The organism is Lysinibacillus fusiformis (assembly GCF_003049525.1).
GTDB lineage: Bacteria > Bacillota > Bacilli > Bacillales_A > Planococcaceae > Lysinibacillus > Lysinibacillus fusiformis.
The window spans coordinates 373174-397588 of the sequence record NZ_PYWL01000003.1; the positions used below are offsets into that span (position 1 = coordinate 373174).

Sequence of the window (24415 nt, forward strand, 5' to 3'; positions counted from 1 at the left end):
AGACTTATGAGAAAGGAAAATTGTGACTTTAAAACTAGTTTTCTATCTGAAGCTGGGTCCTTTCTGCAAAATAAAGACTACTTTGCGTATACAGAACTCGATGATGTTGCTTGTTGGGTAGCCATAAAGGGCTTAGATGCGGATCAGGAAATTAGCAGTGCCGAGCTTGCAGTAAAGGCTATTTTGGAACGTTTTATGGAAAAACCAACTATGTCGAGAAGAAGTATAAAAAAATATCTCAAGCATGCACAGAATATACTTCAAGCTCAAAGTTTACGTGTAAGATTGAAGGCTAGTGTTGTCATAGTTGTTTCGGATTATTCAAAGATGATTGTGGCAGTAGCGGGAAATTCACGACTTTATCATTTCCGTAATGGCACATTAACCTACAAAAGCACGGACCAAAGTTTAGCACAGGAAATTGTGAACAATCGAAATCGATCCTTAGATATTAGCCAGCATGAAGAGAGAGGGAATTTGCTAAATTATCTTGGTAAGCCAAATGATTTCCAACCATTTGTGTCTAAGAAAATGAAGCTCATGGATGGGGATGCCTTATTACTTTGTACGGCAGGATTCTGGGAAGATGTTAGTGAGATTGAGATGGCCGATGCACTTGAAGGTGCAAAGGATTCAGAACAATATACCGATTTATTGGAAGAAATTTTGTTAAGTAGACAAAGAAAAGTGGTAGAAAACTATACGGTTGCTGCAGTATTTGTTAATAAAGTTTATCAGGAAACAAATAAAAACAAGAAAAAGTATATAAAAATGATTGCTGCTGCATTAGTAGTAGCGTTGGTTGTAGGTGGTAGCACCATTTTTTATCAAGCAAAACAAGCTAAAAAAATTGCTGAGCTATCAGTAGAAATGAAGGATCATGAAAAGAGTGGCAATCAATATTTTCAGGATGGAAATTATGATGAAGCACTCCTTGCATATAGTGAGGGCCGAAATGCGGCAAAGAAATTGAAAGATCCTATACATAGAAATTTACTAGCTAGAAAATTAAGAGTGACACAACTCATTATCAATGGTGATCAATCAGCGGAAACTGGAAAATTTGCTGAGGCGTTGGAACACTATGAAAAAGCAAAAAAAGAGGGAAAAATCATTAATGGATTCGGTAAGGGAGAGGTAGTGCAAAGAATTGAAAATATGGATTCCATCGTTGAGATTGTTGACGCCATCAAGGATGCTGATTTTCGCTTTGAGGCTGAGGATTACAATGGTGCCTTAGCCATCTACCAAAAGGCTAGAAAAAAAGCACTGGCTATTTCTTTTACTGGCGAGCCACAGATTAAAACAAAAATAGAGGACACAGAGGAAAAAATAAAAGAATTAGAAAAGGCCCAAAAAGAATTAAAGGCAGAAGGATTAGAAAAGAATGGCGATCAGAGCTATGCCCGTCAGGAATACGCAAAAGCAATAGAATCCTATACGCTTGCTCAAGAGATTTATCAGGAAACAGAATTATTGGCAAAGGTTTTAGGGCTAGAGAGAAAAATTATGAATGTAAATGATAAATTGAATCCTATTCCACAAGGACAAGCACCGGAAAATGCTATCCCGAACGAGGCAGACTTACCGATTGATGAAGTACCTGATGCCAGTTAGCAATCCAATTCTGGGTTTATGAAAGAAGGAAAGTAAATTGTTAAAAGAGCTCATGTTCGAACGTTTACGAAAAATAGAAGATTTAGAGCAACGTCAATTACTAAAGGATATTGTAAGTGGTGTCTTTGTAAATCTTATCGACTATCAAGAGGATATGAACCGCAAGCTTGAGGAGCGTATTTTCAATGAGATGGATGATATAGAGAATAAATACGATATCTATGCAACACTGCTTCCTAGGGAGGATGTCGATCCCATCCATGACTGTTTATTTCCAATATGTCCAACAGATGTAGAGGAGAAAAAAATTTACACGGATAAGCTTCTTGGGTCCATTAAAAAGCATGAACCGGCAATGCTCATGACTATATTTTTAGCGTGTAATTCGGATGTGATTCAACATTTACTTGCACAGCCAAGAATATTTAGAGGAAGTTTAAAGACGTCAGAGGGTCAGGTTGAGATTCAAGTTGGCTTGATAAAGAATAATCGTTATGTAAAGGAAATCGAAAAGCTGTACTCTATTTTTCAAATAAATGGCCTTCCTTGGAAAACGATTAATCATCCATTTGTTCATAAATTTCTGGATGTCATCGTTGTAGACTGTCCGACGTTACATGAAGATGTGGAAATAGAAGAAGTGACGATTGATTTAGAGGAATATGAGCAATACAAACGATTGAACATGGTGCCGCTTTGGAATATTCAACCCCATGTGGTGAAGAATAGTGGTTTTCCATTCCCGGCTATAGATAGAGTCAATTTTGAGCATGTCTTATCATTACGAAAAACGGGTAATCAACATGGCTATGTCATCGATACAGAAGAGGAAAATGTTAGGTATGTAAAACGTTCAGACCATGAACTGACAATTGTTTCGCCACTAGAGCAATCGGGAGAATGGCGATTATTAAAAATTGCTAAAGTAGAGCAGGAGCATATTGGCAAATTAAATTTTGCGCTAGTTTCAAATAGTCGTAATGACTATTTTATGCACAAGCTTTCTTATAAAAATAATCAAAACGTTTCTACAAAAGGAGAAATTATTCGGCTGATAAATTCCTTTGAGGCAGCAGATATGCTTGAACTAGTGAAAATTGATGTTTTCGAGGAACACGAACCAATAGGGAGTCGTAACCTTATTCAACCATTTTTAATGGATAGACAAGAAGGAAGCAATTATAAAAAAACAATGCTATTGCAATTCTTATCTAAACAAGATAGAGACTTTATTGCGAATGATGTATTAAGCTTCCTGATTGCTGAAATACAAAGACATTTTATGGAATATAAATGTGTGGGTAAATGGCTATGAATTATATTTGGGATTTACTAATTAAAACAGAAGATGAAGGCTTTCAAACAAAGGATATTTACTTTCACCTAGCTCAAATTTATTCACCGTATATGGAGCTTAGTCCACAGCTATTAAATTCACAGGTAGTAGAGCAGCATGTTGAAGTAAATCCTTATTATCGTTATTTTCAAATCTTTAAAGACCTGTTTCATCCTGATCATACATCAGATAAAGAGTTTAGAGACTGCCTATTAGATATAACCTTACACTTTTTAGCTGAGATTGATCGCATGCAAGGTATGAATAAAAAAGAATTTTATATTCGCTTTATCCTGAGGGATATTCAGGCAAATGTATTTGGAAAACGGGTTCACGATCATATCAAGCTTTTTTCTAAAAAGGAACAAGAAATTGTGGCATTAAACATGCTTAGACTCTATCAAACAGGCGAAGAAATATACCTGATCAAAGACACGCTGAAAAATATTTTTAAAAATTGTTTCATTTACGTTAAGTCCGAGGAAAAAGCTGAGTTACTTCTTTACATTCAGCAAAAAAAGACAGAAAAAAATAGTAAAAAGGTTGAGCTCATTCAAGAGATTTTTCTGCCAGTTGGCTACCATATAGAAGTTTATTGGCAATACCATTTTGGCATTATAGGATTAGAAGAGACCATGATGCTAGATCGAATAGCTCTTTATTAAAGAGAGCAAGGGAGGGCTATAGGTGACGACCAAATACTCGTATAAATTGAATTTGAATAAGCGTTATTCAGAAAAAAAATATATGACCTATACACGTGTAGAGCTAATGGAAATGACAACCTTTCAGCTTAGAAATATTTGTTATAAGGAAAAGCTCATAACAGGTTTAATTAATACGCTGACAAGGGACGAATTAATTGAAAAGATTTTAAGATATCGTGGGGCTGAGGAACATCTTCTCATAAAAGAGAACCAAGATGGGGGCTTTGAAAGAGTAGAAGAGGCTTTGCAAAAATATTTAAAGACGCCGCTTTCTGATAATGGGGATATTAAAATCCCCGCCAAAATGAATGTCTATAAAGGTATGAAAATAGATAAACCTGATCAATATTTAGTTGAAACAGGTGGGTTTCTAGTGGAATCCAATGTATTACTTGTGAATGAGCAGCTAGAGTTATGTGGAATTTTAAATATTGTAAAGGATGATGAAAGACCACAAAGTTATTATTTAACTGCCGATCAAGCACTTGGCATACGTGAAACAAAAAATAAAAACTATAGCTTTATTTTTTTACGGAAGCAAGATTCTGAGTATATGTATAAAACGTACTATCAGGAAATTCCGCTACCACCAACAAATTTACATTATTACAAAGTACCGATACCAGATTTAGAGATGAAGCAATTAGAGACGACAAATGCTATCCTTGCGATTGATTTTGGTACAACAAATACAACTGCCGGTGTTTTTTTGGATAGTGATTATGTCTCATCTCCTTGTAGCCATGACCTTTTAAATAAGAGAATTGAGCTTAATAGCATTAATTTTGTCCAATTCCCAGACGCACTCCATCAAAATGAATGGATTGAAGTAGTGCCCACAGTGCTTTCAGTAGCAGATTGCTCGAACACTGAGCATGTCAGCTATCATTTTGGCTATGAAGCGCTTAAAGTGATGAAAAAAAATAGTTATACATCTTTGGCTACTAAATTTCAGGGAATCAAGCGTTGGGTTAGTAATTATGCAAAATTAGAAGAAGTGATGGATGCGAATGGCAATACAGCACTTGTCCCGCGTAGTCAAATCATCAGAGAATTTTTACTTTATATCATACGTATGGCTGAGCACCAATTTAAGTGTCGATTTAAACATTTGCATATTTCAAGTCCTGTCAAGTTGAAAACTCAATTTTTAGATATGTTTCAGGCCATATTACCTGAATATCAAATTGAAACAGAGCATGCTCTTGATGAAGGGATGTCCGTTTTATATAACACAATCGCCAATCAAATTGAGAATCAAAGCTTTATGGATAGTAAGGAATACAAAGCACTTGTTATTGATTGTGGTGGGGGAACGACAGACCTCTCTTCCTGTAAGTTTCGCATAGAGGACGGCCACATTTCCTACAAAATTGATATTCATACAACCTATGAAAATGGTGATACCAATTTTGGAGGTAATAATATTACATACCGCATTTTCCAATTTATGAAAATTGTATTTGCGAACTATTATAGCCGGGGGAAAAATGCGTATGACATTGATGCGTTAATTGATATCCCCGGAAAAGATATTTATCGATATGTAGATGATTATGGCGTAGAGGCCATCTACAAGCAATTCGAAAAAGCATTTGAGGATGCTGAATCTATCATTCCTACACGCTTTAAGGAATATGAAAATCGGACACGTGATGCGTATCTAAGAGTTCGCAATAATCATTATTTTTTATGGGAAATGGCAGAGGAAATGAAGAAGGAATTTTTCCGCAAAACGGGTATTTTGAGAAGCCGCTTTTATTCGGAAAGCGATACACAGCAGGATAGTGATTTGAATATTACAACAGTAGATCGCTGGTGCTTATCACTATTAGAACATCATCAATTTAAAGATGTTTACGATTATCCAAATGTTTTTTTCAATATTAAAGAAATCAATCATCTTATAAAAGCAGATATTTACGATATTGTACGCGAATTTTTAGAGGAGTTTTATGAAAGTGGCATGCTTGGTGAATATTCCATTATTAAGCTGACTGGACAATCCTGTAAAATTGATGCCTTCCGAGAGGCTTTAAAAGAGTTTGTGCCAGGCCGTAGCATTGAGTTTAGGCAAAAGGCTGAAAATGTAGGGAAAGTGCCAGAATTAAAGCTTGCCTGCTTAAGAGGAGCATTGCGTTACTTAAATGCGAAAAAAATTGGCATGATTGAAACGACCGTTACGAATAATGCTCCTATAGTACCTTATTCTGTTAGTGCATTTACACATAACCGGCAAGAAAAACTTCTTATCAGTAGCTTAGAACGATTAAATCAAATTCATGGAACTATTTCACGCCCATGGGGAGTCACAGAGGTCGAATTTTTCCTAACTGGAAGTGATCATCAGACAACCCAAAAGTACACCTATTTCAATAGGCAGGAAAATTTTGTACCCGTGCTTTATGAGAGTATTGTGTCGTTCTATTCCAATAAAATTCCACAGGACGAGACTGATTCAATAGCCAATGGTGAAGTGAAATTTTTCGTCTTCGCAGGAGAGGATCATTGGGGCTTCCATGTAGTACCAGTGGCTAGGAAAGAGGAGCAGCTGTTTATTGGCAGCAAGGAATTCTTTGCCTTTGAAACGGATCTATCAGAGTTAGATTTCTTTGATGGTTTAAAGTAAGTAGGCATCTGCTAAAAAATAAAAGAGGAGAATAACAGATGTTTACAAATCAATATCCACATTTTCAAAAAGGAAGAATTTTAAAGCTGGAAATGCTAGAGAACCTGCGGGATTTCCCGAGAGAGTTTTTAGATCTCTATTTCGAGGAATACTCAAACGGCATTATAGCAGGTTGTCATATTCATGTAACAGATACAAGCATTATTCTAACCAAGGGCATCCTGAAACATAATAAAAGACTCTATATGCTACATAGTAGCTATGAGCTGCCTTATGAGGCAACGGGAAATGAAATGATAGTAAAGGTGCGTTTTGCTGAAGAAGTAAATCATTTGGATTTCACGCAATTTACAACGACTATTGTTCTTGATAACTCCATGTATCTTGCCCCCAATGAATTGGAAATAGTGCGTTTTAAATTAAAGGTGGGAGCAAAACTGCGATCAGAGCCTATTGATTTTTCGGATTATACCACTGAATACAATACCGTTAACTATCTTCACTGTGAATATGCAGGTGTACAAAAAAGTACCTATCATCCTAAGGTTTTACAATGTTTTGCAAAGGAATTATTAAAAAATCGTCCAACCAATACTTATGACATAACATTTGCCTTAGCGTGTTTAAATGAAGAACGAGTACAGCGAGATGTCATTGAAATGTACATAAGTAATCGGTTAGAACTAGAGTTTCAACCATTTTCCAATAGTCAAATTCACAAATATTTATACCGTATATTAGGTGAAGCCAAGAATGGTGGTCGTGGAACTGGGGCTAGTCCAATGCCTAGTCCAGGTCGACCAAAGCGAATGATCGTTGATTAGTTGAAAAGTAGTTGATGAAAATACGTTGAAGAAGCGGAAGGTGAGTGGGATGAAATTTTTAGATGAAAAGATTATTGCATTAAGAAATGAAATGAGAGATCAGGAACGACATGAGTTAGCCCAGCAGCAAGCGGCATTACAAGTGGAACAGGAGCCTGAACAAGACGAACAGGAAGATCTACAAGAAGTCGATATTTACCAACATGTTATCACCATTGATGATGAAGAAGTACAAGTAATGGAGCAGTCATTATTGGATGGCAAAATGAAAATACGAATGCCAAAGCTTTTTTCTATTATGTCTGCTGAACTAGCGTCCTTAAAGTACCCATCTGAGCGTAGACCAAACCTAATTTATACAGATACCTCCTCATCAATCAATCTTGCCTTCAATTTGACACCACATCGATTAAACGAGGAGGGAGTCGCTGGATTTCAAGAAAATATGATGGACATCCTTGAACAAGCTCAGCCGTCAGCAGATTGGCTAGATACAGAGGTTCTGACGATCGATGGCAAAACAGTAGGCTTTTTAGAGGTCATTACACCTGCCATTGATGGGGAGATTTTTAATTTAATGTTCTTTGCCTCCGTAGAAGGGCGAGCACTTATTGGCACCTTCAATTGTATGGAGGATGATCTTGACACTTGGCGCCCTATCGCGAGAGCCATGATGGAATCCTTACAATTCGCTTCAAGTGAAGAGAAAGGAGGGGCAGTTCTATGAGTGGTGCAGTGACGACTTATCATCATATAAAAATATCGCCATTTGAGCTTGTCAGCATTCAAGAGCTCAGCCTTACCAAAAAAATGAACGAACATGCTAGGTTACGTTTTACTGGAATTGTGCCTGAAGAGGCGAGAGATACATATGTCGAAATGACCGAGGCACGATCTGCGATTGAAGTAAACCAGCTTAACCACCTCGGTGTCCCTTCTCCATTATTTAAAGGTGTTATTTTAAATGTGAAGGTTAGCTCGGTGCGTGGCATCTATTATATCGAAGTCGAAGCGGCTTCTAGTACCCATCAGCTAGATATTAAAAAGAAAAATCGCTCCTATCAGGATAAGGAAATGACCTATAAGGCATTATTCAAACTGTTAAATCCTTTTTACCCGGGTCTAGACATTATTGATGAAGCTACAAAGGGTGCTAAATTAGAAAAGTTTACCCTTCAATATTACGAGACTGATTGGGAATTTTTAAAAAGACTAGCCTCTCGTTTTAATACGGGGCTCGTGCCTGCTTCTACCTTTGACAAGCCAAAGTTCCATTTTGGTGTTCCAGCTGGAAGTGCCAAAGGAAAGCTAGAAGATTATCATTACACGACCAGGAAAAAAATAGCAGACTATCTACTATATACAGAGAATGGTAATGAAGGAATGGGTGAGCATGACTTCCTTTACTACGAGGTGGAAAGTGACAAGGTACTTCAGATAGGAGATCACGTTACATTTAATAAGCAAACACTTTATATATATGAAGCATATACAACTATGAAGGATGGCTTGCTGAAACATTACTATACACTGTCAACGAAAAATGGCATGAAAAAAAGTGAGCTATTTAACACGGATATTTCCGGCTTGTCCTTAGAAGGAAAAGTGTTAGAAGTCGCAAAGGATCATATTAAAGTACATTTAGCCATTGATGACAAGCAGGATAAGGGAAAGGCACATTGGTTCCTTTACTCAACGGGCTATACAGCTGAGGGACATAGTGGCTGGTATTGTATGCCGGAAATCAATGATTTTGTCCACATCTATTTTCCTTCTCACCGTGAGGAAGAGGGGATTGCTAGTACCTCAATACGAAAAAACTTGGATACAACGGCCACTAATAAACTAGACGATCCTTCGACGAAATATTATCGGACAGCCTTTGGTAAAGAGATTAAATTAAGTCCAACAGAAATTCTCATTACCGCACAGGATGGCGATATTTTTATTCGTTTAAATGAAGCAAACGGTATCGAAATTTATAGCAAAAAAGAGATTAAGCTTATATCTGAGGCAGATATTACGGTGAATGCTAGCAAAAAAATCCTTATGTCTGCAGAGGAAGAAATTTCATTACAATGTAAAGAAAGTAAAATTACTATGAATGGCAGTGTGCAAATTTTTGGAAAAGAAGTAAAAGCCAATTAAAGATGAACAAAAGAGAAAGAAGGAGTCACAAATGCAGGCACAGGAAATTCTACAGCATTTTTATGACACAGAAGTAGAAAAAAGAAGATTGAACTATCTTTTGCTACTCGAGGATTTTTTCCAAGCCTCCAAAGACAAGCTAGCCGAGGAATTTAGGTCGTCCTTTCAAAAGGTATGTCAGCAACTAGCCCAGCAGCAATCGCTTCACCAGAAAGGACCAATTGCCCATATTACATTTTCGATGCTACGCACAGAGCTATTGGAGAGAAATCCGCACTATTTAGTAGAGGCTACGGACGACGAATGGTTTTTTGACCTACAACCTCTTTTAACTACCTATGATGCTAGCTGGGTGCATCATTATTTAGAGCAATACATCCAAGAGCTAAGTTTGTATAGTAAAACCTTTATGGGGGCAATTACGCAAGCAGATATTGATCGCATTAGACTTCAGGACGCCAGCCATTTTCATCAATATTTAATCAGTCTTGCTAGATATGCGCTTCCAGACATCATCAGATGCCCAGAGTATTTAGCACTGGAGCGGGATGTAGCTGTCGAAATCCGTATTGGTGAGTTTATGGATATGAACGAAGTAGTTTATAGCGAGGACTTTTCATCGAAGGATAGTGATGAAATAAAAGCTTGGTTAGAAGAAAAGCTAGAGGATGCATATCCATATGAGGTATTTAATCAATTACGCTTAGCTGACGGAACGTATGAGGGCTTGGATATGCGCTATGCCTTTTTTCAGAAAACCCATTTAACCAACTGTCAAATGCGTGAATGTCTGTTGATAGGCGCCAATTTTCGGGAAAGTCAGCTAATGGACACAGATTTGAGCTTCAGCGCCATTCATGAGGCGGATTTTAGCAATAGTCAGTTACAGGGAGCCAATCTTCAACAGGTACAGGGAGCGAGTGGCTTGCTAGATCGCCAGAAATGGGCATCACCAGGCTATTTACCACTTCGTTTTACAAATGCGAATTTAGAAGGCGCTAATTTTGAGCTAGCAAATTTACGAGGGGCCAGCTTTATGGGAGCAAATGTAAGGAATACGAATTTTGCAGGGGCCAATTTAGAAAAGGCCATGTTTTCTAAGGAGGCTCAGCCATATTTAAAGCTAGATCCATTCCAGTCAGCAAGTGTCATTTGGAAGTAGACATGGTGAAAAAGGAGAAGAGAAATGAACTATTTTATTCTATCTCAGGATGAACGCATCTCAAATGCTGTTGAGCCTGTTGGTATAGCCCAAGTGATAAAAAAAGAGCTACTAACAATTGAAAGAATGGAGGAATTAGAGGAGCTCGAACGCCAATTTCCTGTATTAGAGAAAGGCGAGATGGTGTATACAGATTTGATTGAAAAGCCAATCATGCTCTTTTCTGATGCGGTTAAACAATTAGTGGAAAAATACGAACCACAAATGCCATTCAAAGCGGTTGTTCTCATGGATATGCCTAAAGTAATGCAAACATTATATTGGCTAGTTATTCCTCCAAAAGTTCCTTGTCTCTCTGCTCAAACTGAATTTCATCTGGATGGAACATTAAAAAAGCTAGTAATAGACGAGCATTTAGCAGCCCCTTATCCGATCTTTCAAATTGAGGGAATTAAAGAAAACTATATAGTAGTTAATATTGAATTAGCAGAGAGCATTCTGCGCAGAGATTTTAGGGGAATACGATTACGGAAAATACAAACTGAAGGAAGATGGAACGATATTCTGGCAGTAGGAAAATAGTTTGAAAAGACAAAAAAACTAAAGAGGAAATAATTGTTTTCTTTCCATCGTCAACTATGTTTAGTAAAAGTTACAACAGCTTACGTATAGAAAGGATGGTTTTTTGATGTCAGAAGAATTACAGACAAAGGGCGGCGACCAACGGAGCTATGTGGTAGCTGGTGCCAAATTATCCTGCTCACAAGGTGATCAAACAAGTATATTAAAAATGCCAGTCAGCCATGGGGTTTATACGAAAAATAAGGCACAGATGAATACGATGGATTTTAAGCCTCATGACAATATTCAACCATTTGGCTTATGCCAAACATTAGCAAATCCAATAGTTGCGGCAGCCACTGCTGACAATAATGGTGTTTTAAAGCCAATGCCCTGTACACCTGTCATCACAATGCCCTGGATTAATGGCAAGAATGATCAATTAATTGAAAATCATCCAGCGTTAATTAGTCAATCTATTAATATGTGTATGTATTGTGGAACGATAAAAGTAGAAGATGATGGACAAGAATAATCCATTGTCCCTTGAAGAAAGAAGGGAATTCATGTGAACACATACGAGGAAGTAATCGGATACGGTGAGCTTGAACTCGTATCCCCCTATGAAGTCCAGACGTTGCATCATCTCACGTTAGCACAGGCAGTGAATGACCACGCAAGGTTAACTATAAAGGGATTCATTCCTGCTGAAAAGAAAGACAGTTGTATGCGACTTGCTAGTCCGTCAGATCGAATAGAGCTATTTCAAAAAAATAAAGGGCAACGAATACGCACGCTATTTAAAGGTCAGGTTACAGAAATGGCTGTACGTATGGTGAGGGGAGTATATCAAATTGAACTAGAGGCTGTATCATCTACGTTCACCCTAGACTGTAAACAAAAATACCGTTCCTTTCAGCATAATAAAATGACTTATCAGGCACTGTTAAAAAAAGTTTTGAAAGACTATTCAGGTGCAGATGTTATTGATACCGTGTCGAAGGCTACTCCTCTCAAGCAGTTTATATTACAATATAAAGAGACGGATTGGCAATTTTTACAACGTATGGCGTCCCATTTTCGGACAGTGCTAATCCCTGCAATGGATGCGGATAAGCCGAAGTTCTGGTTTGGGCTACCTGAAGGACGAATGGAAAAGCTATCAGTGACAAATTATGAGATTTTAAAGGATCGCTCTAAGTTTTTACATAGTAAGCACAATGACATCGATCAGCCAATAGAGGAGCGGGATACCGTCGCCTATGTGATCGAGTCTAAAAAGACTTTGAAGCTAGGTGATCGTGTGCAGCTCCAAGGTAAGGAGCTGGTGGTAGCCAAATCCATCGCCCAAATGAAGCAAGGCATTCTTACCTATGAATATCATTTGCTGTTCAAAAAAGGCATACGTCAAGACAGACGAAGTATTCCGTTTCTACCAGGTACTGCTATTGAAGGAAAGGTGTTAGAGGTCAAAAAGGATCAGGTACGACTCCATCTCAGCATGGATGAGGCGCAAAAAAAGGAAGAAGCTACCTGGTTCCCATTGGCTACGCCATATACAGCAGAAGGACATAGTGGTTTTTACAGTCCGCCAGAGGTGGGCGATCATGTTCACCTTGCCTTCCCGACACATCGCGAGGAAGCTGCGATTGTTCGCCACAGTGTACGAAAAGGTGGCGAGGCCAACCCAAAAACGGCTGATCCGAAAACGTCTTATTGGGGTACGCCAAAAGGGAAGGACATGAAGCTAGATCCACAATCCGTGACATTTACGGCCAAGGAGGGTGCTGTTTTTCTGCAGCTTCATCAGGACAGCGGCATCACCGTTCATAGTAAGCCCTCCCTGCTAGTCAAAGCGAATGACACGATCACCTTCGCAGGGAAGCGAGTGTCCATGAGTGCAGCCGAATCCATGCGATTCACCTGCGGCTCCAGTAGTATAGTGTTTGACGGTATTACGGATATCCAAGGACAGGCGGTCACGATGGAAGGGTCCATCAAAGCCCCTGTGTCAGTCGCTTCACAGGAAGAAGAAGCAGACCTCGATTCCGCCCTAGACATGATGGGGATGATCCCTGTTGGTGGGGGTGATGCCTAATGGGTCTATTAGGATTAGCAGGAAGCTTACTGGGGATGATTCCAAAAGTAGGCTCCCCAAGTGGCAAGAAAAAAGGAAAGAGCGGAGGATCGAAAGGAAAGAGCTCCAAGAAATCCTCCAAAAAGAAAAGCTCCACTAAGAAAAAACAAAAGAAATCGAGTAAAAAGAAGAAAAAGAAGAAACGCAAGAAGAAAAAGAAAAAGTGGGGGAAATTCTTTACCAAGGCCAGGAAGCTAAAAAATAGTTTATCCAAGAGTAAATTGGTGAAACGGGCGAAGAAGGCCATTAAAAAAGCGATTCTGACCACGAAAAAGGTTGTGAAAAAAGCAAAGGCGGCTGTGACAAAAGCCAAGCAACAGGTAAAAGCCGCTGTCAAACAAACGAAGCAGGTAGTGAAGGAAAAGGTACTACCAGTCGTGAAAAAAGCTGCACAAGCAACGACCAAAGCAGTGAAAAATGCTGTAAAACCTAAAAATCTGTTGAATACGCTACAAGTAGGATTAGATCTTGTAGGGTTAATCCCAGGTGTCGGTGAAATAGCGGATGGCGTGAATGGCGTTATTTATCTGGCCAGAGGTGACAAAGTCAATGCGGCCCTTTCCTTTGGCGCGATGATTCCGTTTGTGGGCTGGGCGTCAACAGGTGGAAAATTTGTGAAAAAAGGTGCCGGGGTAGTTAAGAGTGTCACTGAAGGTGTTCAAAAAGCGCTGAAAGGTCCAGTAGGAAGTGTAGTAGACAAAGTCAAAAAGCAAGTAGTGAACGTGAAAACCCAGATACAATCCAAAGTAGCCGAAGTCAAACAGCAACTGCGTCAGATGGTACAATCACAGCAGGATGAATTTTCATTTGCAGGTATAAGCATAGAGGATACAGGAACAGTTGGAAGAAACACACCAACTCCAAGTCCGAAGCCGTCTAATAATTCTAATAAAAATAATTCAATTAAAAAAGAAATAAATTCATTAGACCAACAAATAACTGATCTGAAGAAAGCAGGAAATATAGACGAAATAAAAAAATTACAACGTGAAAGAAATAAATTAGCCAATAAACTTGATACTCCGGATGATTTAAGCAAGAATTTTAATTTGACAGAGGCAAAGGACTACGAAAGAAAAATTGATAATACTAAATATTTCTCACATGAAAAGGGGGATTTTGGAGAAGAAGTTTCTAAAATAGTAGCTAAGAAAAATGAATTAGGAGAAGATATATCAGAAATATTCCAAGTAGGCAGAAATGGTATTGATGGTACGTTTTTATCTAAAGGACCACCACCTAAGTTAACTATGATAGAATCAAAGGCTTCAGATTCTGCAATTTTTAGTTATTCAGAAAAACAAAAATTAGGTGGAAAAGAGTATTTTGAGGGCATGTTAAATAGCAACGACTCAAGATATTCTGATTTTAAAAAGCAATTTAAGAAACTTAAAAAGGAGAATCCAGGATTAGAATTAGATTTTATAAGGGTAGAAACAGATATTAAAATTACGAAAAAAGGCTTTGGCGTAGAAGAATTAAAAATAAAAGATTGGAATAAACAACTTGATTAAACGAGGTGAATATATTGATAAACCCTAAAAAATTAAAATTATCATACAATAGATATTGTGAAAATTTTGTCAAGGGAATAAAATTTGAGGAAGTAGAAGAAGAGTATATGGATAGTTTAAAGGAAAGTACCCATATTATAGAGCTCAATGAAGTTGAAAAGGATCATATTCTATTAATAAATTTAGAAACAATAAAATCATATTATTTGGCAAAATGGAAACAGAATGTATTAGTAAATCATCAAGAAAATTCTCACGAACTAAAAAAAATAATGATGATTACTTTTCATCAATGTATGGGGCAAGACCTTTATAAAAGTAAATATCCTAAAATGTCTTTGGAATATTCCTTTCAAGACGTTATTATGACCTTAATTCATTTTACAATGTTTGGTTGGGAGAAAGAGGAGGATATATTATTTAAATTTATTGAAGAGCATTTAGAAAGTCGTTGGATAAATGTGAATAATTTTAATAAACATACATGGTTCCTTTTAGAGTTATACCTCCAATTTAAAGAAAAAAACTTTTTGGGGACAAATCAAAACTTAAATGTTGTAGTGAGAGAGCAGCTGAAAGAAACTAATTTAGAATATGGCTTAATACCCGAGGAGTTAGAAATTTATAGTGAGGTATTAAAACAATGGTCAACAACTAAATTAGAAGAAATAGAGCCTTTAATTAACAAAATGTCTATATTCCATATGGCACTTGCTTCAGAGCTAGGGGAATCTATCGAATTTGGAGATTTTGGTTATGGATTTTACCCATACGAAATTTTGTTTTTACTTTTTGTGAGGAAGAAAAATGGATTACTTATCCCTGAAGAATTCAATGATTTCTTAATGAATACACCAGAAGCTAAAATACAAATAATGGATCCTGAACCTTACCCTGACTGGGATCCTTTATTAAAAATTATCGATAGCTTTTATCGAAAAAATTATCCAGAATATATTCCTAATCAACATGGAGAACTTTTTCAAAATTAAAAGCATTTTAGGGGGAAATCGAAATTGGGATTTAAAGATATAGTGTCTATAATCTTTGATGAGAGTGAATTGAGGGGACTAAATGATTTAGACAAAAAGGAAGATATTTATCAATGGATATTAGAACATGGGATGTCCACTAAAAGGTTTCTCTATCTTGATTTTAGAGGGGAAGAAGACTATGAAATAGTGAACTTTATCTTAGATTATGAAAGTAAATATGATATCGAGTTAGCTTCACAAAAAGAACTTGGGCAACTTGGCGAATATGAGTATGAGTTTTTACAAGAAAAAATAAGAGCAGTGAACAAAATTATTTCTTCTAAAGGGTATGGATTATTTTCATTTCCAACTACAGGTGATTATTATGCATTGTTCATTTCGATTCTAGCAAATAAAAAAGAACTCCTTCAAGATGAATTACTGGTGAATGAAAATGTACCTTTACGAGAAAGATATATACAGTTGTATGAATAGTTTTGTTTATAGTCATAACGATTTAGTATATCCAGAAAGAATATTGTTTGTGGAAATAAGAAGATAGCTTAAAGGTGGAATTGTTGCTTGGACGCCAAAACGACCAAATGTTCTAGTAGGTATCGATGCTAGAAAGTGGATTTTTCTGTTCACAACAATTATGTATAGGGTTAGAAGTGATGAGCAATTGAAGTAAGAGCAAAATAAACTTTTCGATATATTAATTATAACCTTGATTGGCTAACCACCTTTCAAGGTTTTTTGTTATGGTTAAATAAAAAGACAGCCTATATTTACTGTGAGAATATCTGCTTTACAGTACAGGTGTTAAATAAAGCTCCCACATTTACAAAATCAACATGTTATAAAGGCAGTACAGTACTATCAAAGAGTGTTACCCGATGCAAAAAAGCTTGAGACCTACGAATAGTTCAATTACAAAGGCAAAAACTGCGTCAGTGGATAAAAACAGGATAACAAGTGAAGCCGAACTAAAAGCCCTATTAGATGAGCACAGAAAAACGAGAGTTATCGGCAGTGATGGTGAACCAATCACAACACTTGCAGATAAACGCAAGGTCTTAAGTGCAGAATCAACTGTCACTCCAGATGGGCTATATCCTTATGTGATGCTAGGCTCCAAAATGTCATATGCCCTGTTTATTGAGGATTATCTCAAAGTGTCTGATGCAAATGCGCCAATTAAAGAAAATTTTGAAGCAGCAGTCTCATTAATTAACCCTGTTAGGAAAGTGAAAAAGGGCGAAGAAGTATTAGAAAACGTACGAAATTGGGAAAAGGTAATAGAAGAAACCTACGATCTTGCCAATAATAGCAAAAAGGCAAAGGATGCAAAGACAACCCAAAAAGAAATCGATCAACTAGGCGAGTATGTGAAGAAGCATGATAAGGGTAAGGATACCCTTTTAGATAATGATTTAGCTAAAATGTATAAGGATGTTCAACAAGGAATAGGTTCAACTGGTAGGACAATACCTAATACTCTAGATGAACAACTTGCTATGAAACAAGTCCTCTCAAATCCATTAGAAGGAGCAAAAGATTTATCTGATTATATAAAGATGTCGGATAAGGGCAGATGGGAAGCGAAAGATGGATGGATAAAAATGAGCAACAATGTAAATGGAAATGAAATTCACTTTGTTTATAATACAGTTACTGGAAAATTTGATGACTTTAAATTTAAATAGTAGGGGGTAGAAATATGAATGAAACAATCATTCTAGATACAGAAAATAAAAAGCTTAGTATTGAATACCTTTATAATGAAGAAGAGTATCATACTATGACTTTTAAGGTGGAATCTAAAGGTTTTAAAGGTAAATCCAACTTTTGTATTTCAAAAGACGATTTATTAGAGATTCTAGAAAAAATAGAGTCTATTATAACAGAATTGCGAGGGAGTATCGAAATTAGAGATCGAGATTCGGATGCTAATATATGTGTGACTTTGGGAAGTTTAGGACAACTTGTTGTACATGGACAAATCGGAGGTTCATATGAAGATCATTTCTTGAAATTTAAATTCGATAGTGATCAGACTATATTAAATAAATTTAGAGACTTTTTTAAAAGGGAACTATTTTAACAATAAAGCAATAAGAGCGAGAATAGGCGAGATGACAATTTATTTACAAGGACCACTTATGGATGTATTAAGCAACAAAAACACGAGATTAAACAAACTAAAAGGGCTTAAACGTTACACTTGCCATGTGATAAAAGATGTCATACTGTCAATACTAAAATAACTTATAAAACTTGCAAATATTAATCAACTTAGAAAATTTATAAACTTAAAGCACTTGATTGTCTATAACAGGCTACAAGTGCTTTTTGCATGTTTAGTTACGTAAATTGAAAAGATTACGAATATTAATTAGTGTACTAAGTGTTAAATAACGAAAATACAAGGGAAGAACAGGCGATGGAAATAGAGGTTTCGATAGATAAATTTGTTATAGATTTTAGGGATGTACCACATTCAGTTGCCCCGTCAGTGTTGGGAGTTTAAGAGGTACAAAACCGACTGGTGGATCTAAATACTAATCCTGATAATAACTTACAAAACATTGTAAATTATGGAAGTAGATTTCTACCAAAGCAAATTAACCCTTTTGAAGACAAACATATTATTGATAAAGTGGCAGAAGCGAGGGGACAATTATCCAAGAAATATAAAAAACAAGGTAATTTCGCATACGCAAAAATGGAGGTATCAGGAATTGATAAAAAAGATTTCTATGACCACAGTGGAATTCATGATCCCTCTTAAAAAATCCCTGGGACAGATAAATTTTCATTTAAAACAGACAATCCAATATTTCAAGCTACTGAAGCATCTAATAAAGCGGGACAAAATTTTTTAAGAGATGTAGATACTGAATATAAAATTTTAAATGATTTAGCAGATAAAATGGTAAGTTTAAAAAAATTGCAGTTTTGATCTATGTTTTTTATAAAGGAGTGTTTTTATGAATATAAAAAGTTTTGAAAAAATCTCGTTGAATGGTAGGGTTTCATTTGGCATTAGCTGCTTAGAAAGTACCTTGCAATATTTGGATTATAATGTAGATGAATGGAGAATAGTATTAGAATATTTGTGGGATTTTACAAGCGTAAAGTATATTGATGATTGGAGTGGTATTATATCTGAAATAATACCAGAAAATTTGCTGGAGTTTAAATTTTATGAAGAGCATGATTTTGAATATTTAGACGAAAAAAACTTTGAATACCTTTATAACTTATATCAAAATATTGATGAAAAAATTGATTTTGTTATTACATCAATTTACAATATTGGTACTAGTCATGCATATACTAAAATAGTTGAGTATGGTCAAGATAGTTTGGATGAGTTAGAGATTTTAATCAATTATTTGATTGAAAATGAGGTGCCATTACCTGATATTACCCCTTTTAAGAGCTTATCAATTGATGAGAACAAAGGTTGGGGGAATTCGTTTGTTGGAAGTAGATTATCTAAAATCTTATAATTAAAGTACAATATGATTTAAGAAAGTAAATCTCCTATTTCATTTCAATGTATTTTTTAGAAATGAAAATTAATATAGAATGAGGTTTATAACTTAAATATAGGACCAATTATTTTTAAGATAGAAATAAAATTGACATTAAACAAAAGAATTTGTTTAATGTCAATTTTTTATTTAAGGTATTAGAGGTCAAAAAGGATCAGGTACGAGTCCACCTCAGCATGGATGAGGCGCAAAAACGGCTGATCCGAAAACGTCTTACTGGGGTACGCCAAAAGGGAAGGACATGAAGCTAGATCCACAATCCGTGACATTTACAGCCAAGGAGGGAGCTGTTTTTCTTCAGCTTCATCAGGACAGCGGCATCACCGTGCATAGTAAGCCCTCCCTGCTAGTCAAAGCGAATGACACGATCACCTTCGCAGGGAAGCGAGTGTCCATGAGTGCAGCCGAATCCATGCGATTCACCTGCGGCTCCAGTAGTATAGTGTTTGACGGCATTACGGATATCCAGGGACAGGCGGTCACGATGGAAGGGTCCATCAAAGCCCCTGTGTCAGTCGCTTCACAGGAAGAGGAAGCAGACCTCCATTCCGCCCTAGACATGATGGGGATGATCCCTGTTGGTGGGGTGATGCCTAATGGGTCTATTAGGATTAGCAGGAAGCTTACTGGGGATGATTCCGAAAGTAGGCTCCCCAAGTGGAGCGAAAAAAGGAAAGAGCGGAGGATCGAAAGGGAAGAGCTCCAAGAAATCCTCCAAAAAGAAAAGCTCCACCAAGAAAAAACAAAAGAAATCGAGTAAAAAGAAAAAAGAAGAAGAAAAAGAAGAAGAAAAAGTGGGGGAAATTCTTTACCAAGGCCCGTAAGCTAAAAAATAGTTTATCCAAGAGTAAATTGGTGAAACGGGCGAAGAAGGCCATTAAAAAAGCGATTCTGACCACGAAAAAGGTTGTGAAAAAAGCAAAGGCAACTGTGACAAAAGCCAAGCAACAGGTAAAGGCCGCTGTCAAACAAACGAAGCAGGTAGTGAAGGAAAAGGTACTACCAGTCGTGAAAAAAGCTGCACAAGCAACGACCAAGGCAGTGAAAAATGCTGTAAAACCTAAAAATCTGTTGAATACGCTACAAGTAGGATTAGATCTTGTAGGGTTAATCCCAGGTGTCGGTGAAATAGCGGATGGCGTGAATGGCATTATTTATCTGGCCAGAGGTGACAAAGTCAATGCGGCCCTTTCCTTTGGCGCGATGATTCCGTTTGTGGGCTGGGCGGCGACAGGTGGAAAATTTGTGAAAAAAGGTGCCGGGGTAGTTAAGAGTGTCACTGAAGGTGTTCAAAAAGCGCTGAAAGGTCCAGTAGGAAGTGTAGTAGACAAAGTCAAAAAGCAAGTAGTGAACGTGAAAACCCAGATACAATCCAAAGTAGCCGAAGTCAAACAGCAACTGCGTCAGATGGTGCGACCACCACAGCAGCAGAAGTTTGCATTAGCAGGTGGAGACGTTAGATACATAGAGGATACAGGAACAGTTGGAAGAAACACACCAACTCCAAGTCCGAAGCCGTCTAATACCCAACCATCACAAAATGGCTCGAATAAAAAGCCTGCTGAGGATAAGGGTACGGATAAATATGATAAATCTGGTAATTACACTGGAGGACGAAGTAAAGAAGAGCTAGATAAACTTGCAGATGATCCAGCTCATGCGGGTTCTAAAAGACCAGACGATATAAATCAAGGATTACTTGAACAAAAAATTGGGTTGGGGTTAGAAGAAAAAGGTAAATTGAAAGGGCCAATAACCAGAGATCCATCTGGTAAATCAGAATTTTTCGATGCAGATGGGCAGGCATGGGATGTAAAATCATTTAATTCTAATTTCAAACCTAAAAAAGGAGGATATACATTGCAAAAATCTATGAAAAGTATAAAAGATTCACTAGCAGAAAATGAAAATGTGATATTGGATACCACAAACATGAGTGAAGCACATAGAGCAGAACTTTTGAGTGAAATTTCAAAGGAAGGATTAAAGGATAATATAATTTTATGGCCATAGAGGAGGGAAAGATGGATATATATATACAATTAAAGAAATACACAGATTATTCACTAGGATTATCAAATGAAAAATCTAAGCTTTTTTATGAGGATACCTCCTTAAATAATATAATATTTACAAATTACGATTTAAATAATAGTAGCTTTTTAGAAGTGAATTTTATTGAATGTGATTTTTCGCAAGTTTACATGAGCGGAGCTTCTTTATGCGGAAGTACTTTTGAAGAATGTATTTTCAAAGATAATGTTTACAAAAAAGGGAATTCCGATCATGCTATATTTAAAAATTCAAATTTTGAAGGAATTGATGCTTTTAGAACTAGTTTTTATGAATGCACTTTCTCTGAATTGACTATAATTGACTCAGATATGCGAAATTGTTCTTTTAGTGATGCGACTTTTTCAAATGTAATATTTAAAAATGTGAATTTTGATAGTTCGAGCTTTAACTCATCAGTATTTAAAAATGTTAAGTTTATTGATTGTTCTTTTGAAAAACTAAGATTTAATGATGCAATTGGAATTGAAAGCGTGGATTTTGAGAATACAAACATTATAATAGATGGTGAAACTAAAAGATATCTAGGGAATGAAATTAAAAACTACTTTTAATAATATCCTTATTTCCATTTTACCACTTATCAAAAATCTTGATTAAATTGAGAACATTTTTATTCGGATTTTTGGAAACCAATATTGATAAGAAATGAACTAGCGAAATAGAAAATTTGCTAGTTCATTTTATTACTCATCTAATATTTATGGTGTTAATTACTTCATGGCTGGAGTAAGTTAAATTGAATGAATGATAAAATGGTGGTAGTTGGAAAATTCAATTGCCAAGATTTCTTTTGTGGTTATGTTTATATAGTTTTAGGATACGGCTAAAGGTGGCACACCAAAAGGTTTTGAAACCAAGTTAAAACAGCAAATGATATTAGAAAAAAGCCAATGAAGGAAAAATTAAAGGATGCAAGAAACTATCATGATAGACTTGGAAAAGAAAAAGCGTTAGAAATATTATCTAATCCCGATTCGGTTTATGTTGCAAGTAATAATTCACAGAACCTAATTTATATAAGGGAGAACTATATTATTTAATAAGGAAGATTTGAATTTTATAGGAGCGGTAATAAAGTTAAACGAACCAATAATAGTAAAAATGGAAAAAATGGATAAAAACTTATTGGAAGAGAGAGATGGGAACACCAAAATAAGTGAGGAAAGGGATTTCAAATGTAATTTATCAGATTTTGCCGAGTACTATATTGAAGAGGATATTTTACTATCCTATTCTGAAAAATGGGACAGAGCAAACCTCTCCATTGAAATAAAGATAATCTCAGACTTTTCTGTTGTCTTACAGAATAATGAGATGATGGGAATTTTGATTTATAAGGCCAGTAACCATTTATTACCTGATGTAATTTACCAAGTCGATACAAATGAAAATATTGAATCGAACTTATGTATAAAGCTAGGTAGATTTTTTGAATTAATTGAGAAAATCGATAATGATGATGATTTAACTCAACATGAAGAATTAGAATTAAAAAAAGCATTTTTAGAAATTTACGAAGAAGTATTGCCCTATAATGAACTAAGTTTGTTGCGTTAAAAGACACTATATTAAATGTAGTTGACTATTTGTGAAATTAAAAAAATTACCAATATACGCTATAATATTGGGCGGGCTATAAGTCCTTGAATTTGAATTAATAACTCATGAAGGCTAGGCCATCAAGGAGTGCTATTTTAACAATTAAGCAATAAGAGCGAGAATAGGCGAGATGACATTTTACTTACAAGGACCACTTATGGATGGCATTAGCAACAAACACACGAGATTAAACAAGCTAAAGGGTTTAAACGTTACACTTGCCAAGTAGTATAAAAGATGTCATACTGTCGATTAAAAATAACTTATAAAACTTTCAAATATATTAATAAACTTAGAAATTTATAAACTTAAAGCACTTGATTGTCTATAACAGGCGACAAGTGCTTTTTTTGCATGTTTAAATACGGATTACGATTATTTAATTAATGTACTAAGTATTAAATTGTATACAAGTACTTGCATACAAGGGGAAGAACAGGCAATGGAAATAGAGGTTTCAATAGATAAGTTTGTTATAGATTATAAGGATGTACCATATTCGATATTTTTACGTGTTTATATGGTCGGAGTGCAGAAATATAAAGTGAAAATGAAGATTTATAGTGGAACATACAGCTATGAACTACACATGCGGAAAAGTGACGATGTATACATTCATATGTATTTTAAAAACTTTAGAGAAATAGAAGGTCACTTACATACCCTAAGAATTGAGACAAGGCCATAGCATTACTCACATTTCAGAGAAATAATAGAGATGATAGGAATACGAGCAAGCCGAGTAGAATTTGTGAGCTGTGATGTAGCGTATGATATACAAACAGGCTTGGAAAATATAGTGGTGATACCGATAGACGTACGGAGGAATATGACACACTTTGATACAACGCGATATTTTGGTAGAAGCGACCAGGTAAAAGGAATGGTTACTGTAGGATTTATGATAAAAGACTAGAGTTAGCAAAGGTGTAATCCACCTATACTCAGAAAGAAATGTATGCTTGAGTTGTAAAAATGTACTAAAATCATTTAGTAGTGATTATAAAAATATTGAATTATATATCTATGAAGCCAAAGAAAATATGTATAAATTAAAAAATGGTAAAGTTATGGAAGATTAATAAAATGATAGGTGATAATAGTGGAAAAGAATTTTATAGTACAGTATGAGTTAGAATTTCCAAATGAATATACAAGCGATCTAGTTAAGCAAGTAGGTGAAATTATGGAAATACCAACCAATTTAGCAAGAGAAACGAAGTTTGAAAATATTCAAGATTTTGAATCCGAATCAGAGATTATTCGCATAATGACAAAACCGGAAAACCCTAGTAATTTCATTTTAGTGAAATTTAGTAAAGTAGATTGGTACTATGCAATTGTAATAAGATGTAATCAAAGCGTACACGAAAAAATTAAGCATGTATTGATGGAATTAAATGAAAACATTATTGAAGAGTATGGGGATTCTCCTTATGATTCAATTGAGAATGTTTTTTCAAGTAGAGATAACCTATTGTTAAAATATGCAGAAAGATTCAATATACCTATATAAAAATTTTGAAAGTAATCAATTTTAGATTTAATTAAGAATTACTCACAGACCTCCA

The 24415-nt window shown here is 35.9% G+C and carries 24 protein-coding genes and 1 pseudogene; all 25 read left to right on the forward strand.

Annotated elements, in window-relative coordinates:
• Window positions 1-6: 6 nt before the first annotated feature.
• The 25 genes and pseudogenes from C9J29_RS10750 to C9J29_RS10865 all read left to right on the forward strand — a co-directional run bounded on the left by C9J29_RS10750 (window position 7) and on the right by C9J29_RS10865 (window position 24360).
• Window positions 7-1617, forward strand: coding sequence for a serine/threonine protein phosphatase (locus C9J29_RS10750; protein WP_237068806.1), 1611 nt, complete (start codon window positions 7-9; stop codon window positions 1615-1617).
• Between the two features lie 37 nt (window positions 1618-1654).
• Window positions 1655-2932 (forward strand): normocyte-binding protein, encoded by a 1278-nt coding sequence (locus tag C9J29_RS10755; protein ID WP_237068807.1) that lies wholly within the window; start codon window positions 1655-1657, stop codon window positions 2930-2932.
• Complete coding sequence (locus tag C9J29_RS10760) at window positions 2923-3618, forward strand: iron-dependent peroxidase (RefSeq protein ID WP_096365273.1); 696 nt, start codon at window positions 2923-2925, stop codon at window positions 3616-3618. Before C9J29_RS10755 ends, C9J29_RS10760 begins: the two co-directional genes overlap by 10 nt.
• An 82-nt stretch (window positions 3619-3700) precedes the next feature.
• Window positions 3701-6289 carry an acetate and sugar kinases/Hsc70/actin family protein gene (locus tag C9J29_RS10765; RefSeq protein WP_107922173.1) on the forward strand — a complete coding sequence of 863 codons (2589 nt, stop codon included), beginning with the start codon at window positions 3701-3703 and terminating at the stop codon, window positions 6287-6289.
• 38 nt (window positions 6290-6327) lie between these two features.
• Complete coding sequence (locus tag C9J29_RS10770; protein WP_107922128.1) at window positions 6328-7113, forward strand: DNA and RNA helicase; 786 nt, start codon at window positions 6328-6330, stop codon at window positions 7111-7113.
• 49 nt (window positions 7114-7162) lie between these two features.
• The gene (locus C9J29_RS10775; RefSeq protein ID WP_216604729.1) at window positions 7163-7840 is read left to right on the forward strand and encodes a hypothetical protein; all 678 of its coding nucleotides are present in this window, start codon (window positions 7163-7165) and stop codon (window positions 7838-7840) included.
• A complete protein-coding gene (locus tag C9J29_RS10780) occupies window positions 7837-9261 on the forward strand; it encodes a hypothetical protein (protein WP_107922129.1) in 1425 nt (474 codons plus the stop codon). Before C9J29_RS10775 ends, C9J29_RS10780 begins: the two co-directional genes overlap by 4 nt.
• Window positions 9262-9292: 31 nt before the next feature.
• Window positions 9293-10423 carry a pentapeptide repeat-containing protein gene (locus C9J29_RS10785; protein ID WP_107922130.1) on the forward strand — a complete coding sequence of 377 codons (1131 nt, stop codon included), beginning with the start codon at window positions 9293-9295 and terminating at the stop codon, window positions 10421-10423.
• A gap of 24 nt (window positions 10424-10447) precedes the next feature.
• Entirely contained in the window at window positions 10448-11005 is a 558-nt protein-coding gene (locus C9J29_RS10790; protein ID WP_107922131.1) for a serine protease, read from the forward strand.
• 106 nt (window positions 11006-11111) lie between these two features.
• The gene (locus C9J29_RS10795; RefSeq protein ID WP_089986100.1) at window positions 11112-11519 is read left to right on the forward strand and encodes a DUF4280 domain-containing protein; all 408 of its coding nucleotides are present in this window, start codon (window positions 11112-11114) and stop codon (window positions 11517-11519) included.
• A 33-nt stretch (window positions 11520-11552) separates the two neighbouring features.
• Window positions 11553-13082, forward strand: a complete 1530-nt coding sequence (locus tag C9J29_RS10800; RefSeq protein ID WP_107922132.1) for a contractile injection system protein, VgrG/Pvc8 family — start codon at window positions 11553-11555, stop codon at window positions 13080-13082.
• Window positions 13082-14635 carry a hypothetical protein gene (locus C9J29_RS24630; protein ID WP_237068808.1) on the forward strand — a complete coding sequence of 518 codons (1554 nt, stop codon included), beginning with the start codon at window positions 13082-13084 and terminating at the stop codon, window positions 14633-14635. Before C9J29_RS10800 ends, C9J29_RS24630 begins: the two co-directional genes overlap by 1 nt.
• A 14-nt stretch (window positions 14636-14649) precedes the next feature.
• Entirely contained in the window at window positions 14650-15627 is a 978-nt protein-coding gene (locus C9J29_RS10810; protein WP_107922133.1) for a hypothetical protein, read from the forward strand.
• A 24-nt stretch (window positions 15628-15651) separates the two neighbouring features.
• On the forward strand, window positions 15652-16104 hold the full coding sequence (locus tag C9J29_RS10815) for a DUF6630 family protein (protein ID WP_107922134.1): 453 nt from the start codon (window positions 15652-15654) through the stop codon (window positions 16102-16104).
• Between the two features lie 401 nt (window positions 16105-16505).
• On the forward strand, window positions 16506-17315 hold the full coding sequence (locus tag C9J29_RS24635; RefSeq protein WP_237068809.1) for a hypothetical protein: 810 nt from the start codon (window positions 16506-16508) through the stop codon (window positions 17313-17315).
• 14 nt (window positions 17316-17329) lie between these two features.
• Window positions 17330-17713 carry a WapI family immunity protein gene (locus tag C9J29_RS10825; protein WP_107922135.1) on the forward strand — a complete coding sequence of 128 codons (384 nt, stop codon included), beginning with the start codon at window positions 17330-17332 and terminating at the stop codon, window positions 17711-17713.
• 444 nt (window positions 17714-18157) lie between these two features.
• A complete protein-coding gene (locus C9J29_RS10830; RefSeq protein WP_107922136.1) occupies window positions 18158-18400 on the forward strand; it encodes a deaminase domain-containing protein in 243 nt (80 codons plus the stop codon).
• 3 nt (window positions 18401-18403) lie between these two features.
• Window positions 18404-18571, forward strand: coding sequence for a deaminase domain-containing protein (locus tag C9J29_RS25225; protein ID WP_473808334.1), 168 nt, complete (start codon window positions 18404-18406; stop codon window positions 18569-18571).
• A gap of 28 nt (window positions 18572-18599) precedes the next feature.
• Window positions 18600-19124, forward strand: a complete 525-nt coding sequence (locus tag C9J29_RS10835; RefSeq protein WP_107922137.1) for a hypothetical protein — start codon at window positions 18600-18602, stop codon at window positions 19122-19124.
• Window positions 19125-19410: 286 nt separating this feature from the next.
• A complete protein-coding gene (locus C9J29_RS10840) occupies window positions 19411-19929 on the forward strand; it encodes a hypothetical protein (protein ID WP_237068810.1) in 519 nt (172 codons plus the stop codon).
• A 95-nt stretch (window positions 19930-20024) separates the two neighbouring features.
• The gene (locus C9J29_RS24490; RefSeq protein WP_147291920.1) at window positions 20025-21182 is read left to right on the forward strand and encodes a DUF4112 domain-containing protein; all 1158 of its coding nucleotides are present in this window, start codon (window positions 20025-20027) and stop codon (window positions 21180-21182) included.
• An 11-nt stretch (window positions 21183-21193) separates the two neighbouring features.
• Complete coding sequence (locus tag C9J29_RS10845) at window positions 21194-21796, forward strand: pentapeptide repeat-containing protein (RefSeq protein WP_164908728.1); 603 nt, start codon at window positions 21194-21196, stop codon at window positions 21794-21796.
• A 499-nt stretch (window positions 21797-22295) separates the two neighbouring features.
• On the forward strand, window positions 22296-22802 hold the full coding sequence (locus C9J29_RS10850) for a hypothetical protein (protein WP_141390479.1): 507 nt from the start codon (window positions 22296-22298) through the stop codon (window positions 22800-22802).
• Window positions 22803-23767: 965 nt separating this feature from the next.
• Window positions 23768-23926 (forward strand): annotated as a pseudogene (locus C9J29_RS24640) (deaminase domain-containing protein); the annotation flags it as partial.
• Between the two features lie 20 nt (window positions 23927-23946).
• Complete coding sequence (locus C9J29_RS10865; protein ID WP_107922141.1) at window positions 23947-24360, forward strand: hypothetical protein; 414 nt, start codon at window positions 23947-23949, stop codon at window positions 24358-24360.
• Window positions 24361-24415: the final 55 nt, after the last annotated feature.

Coding starts and splice junctions, on each gene's coding strand:
- C9J29_RS10750 (WP_237068806.1), top strand. CDS start 7: ATGAGAAAGGAAAATTGTGACTTTAAAACTAGTTTTCTATCTGAAGCT.
- C9J29_RS10760 (WP_096365273.1), top strand. CDS start 2,923: ATGGCTATGAATTATATTTGGGATTTACTAATTAAAACAGAAGATGAA.
- C9J29_RS10765 (WP_107922173.1), top strand. CDS start 3,701: ATGACCTATACACGTGTAGAGCTAATGGAAATGACAACCTTTCAGCTT.
- C9J29_RS10770 (WP_107922128.1), top strand. CDS start 6,328: ATGTTTACAAATCAATATCCACATTTTCAAAAAGGAAGAATTTTAAAG.
- C9J29_RS10775 (WP_216604729.1), top strand. CDS start 7,163: ATGAAATTTTTAGATGAAAAGATTATTGCATTAAGAAATGAAATGAGA.
- C9J29_RS10780 (WP_107922129.1), top strand. CDS start 7,837: ATGAGTGGTGCAGTGACGACTTATCATCATATAAAAATATCGCCATTT.
- C9J29_RS10785 (WP_107922130.1), top strand. CDS start 9,293: ATGCAGGCACAGGAAATTCTACAGCATTTTTATGACACAGAAGTAGAA.
- C9J29_RS10790 (WP_107922131.1), top strand. CDS start 10,448: ATGAACTATTTTATTCTATCTCAGGATGAACGCATCTCAAATGCTGTT.
- C9J29_RS10795 (WP_089986100.1), top strand. CDS start 11,112: ATGTCAGAAGAATTACAGACAAAGGGCGGCGACCAACGGAGCTATGTG.
- C9J29_RS24630 (WP_237068808.1), top strand. CDS start 13,082: ATGGGTCTATTAGGATTAGCAGGAAGCTTACTGGGGATGATTCCAAAA.
- C9J29_RS24635 (WP_237068809.1), top strand. CDS start 16,506: ATGCAAAAAAGCTTGAGACCTACGAATAGTTCAATTACAAAGGCAAAA.
- C9J29_RS10825 (WP_107922135.1), top strand. CDS start 17,330: ATGAATGAAACAATCATTCTAGATACAGAAAATAAAAAGCTTAGTATT.
- C9J29_RS10835 (WP_107922137.1), top strand. CDS start 18,600: ATGAATATAAAAAGTTTTGAAAAAATCTCGTTGAATGGTAGGGTTTCA.
- C9J29_RS10840 (WP_237068810.1), top strand. CDS start 19,411: ATGAAGCTAGATCCACAATCCGTGACATTTACAGCCAAGGAGGGAGCT.
- C9J29_RS10845 (WP_164908728.1), top strand. CDS start 21,194: ATGGATATATATATACAATTAAAGAAATACACAGATTATTCACTAGGA.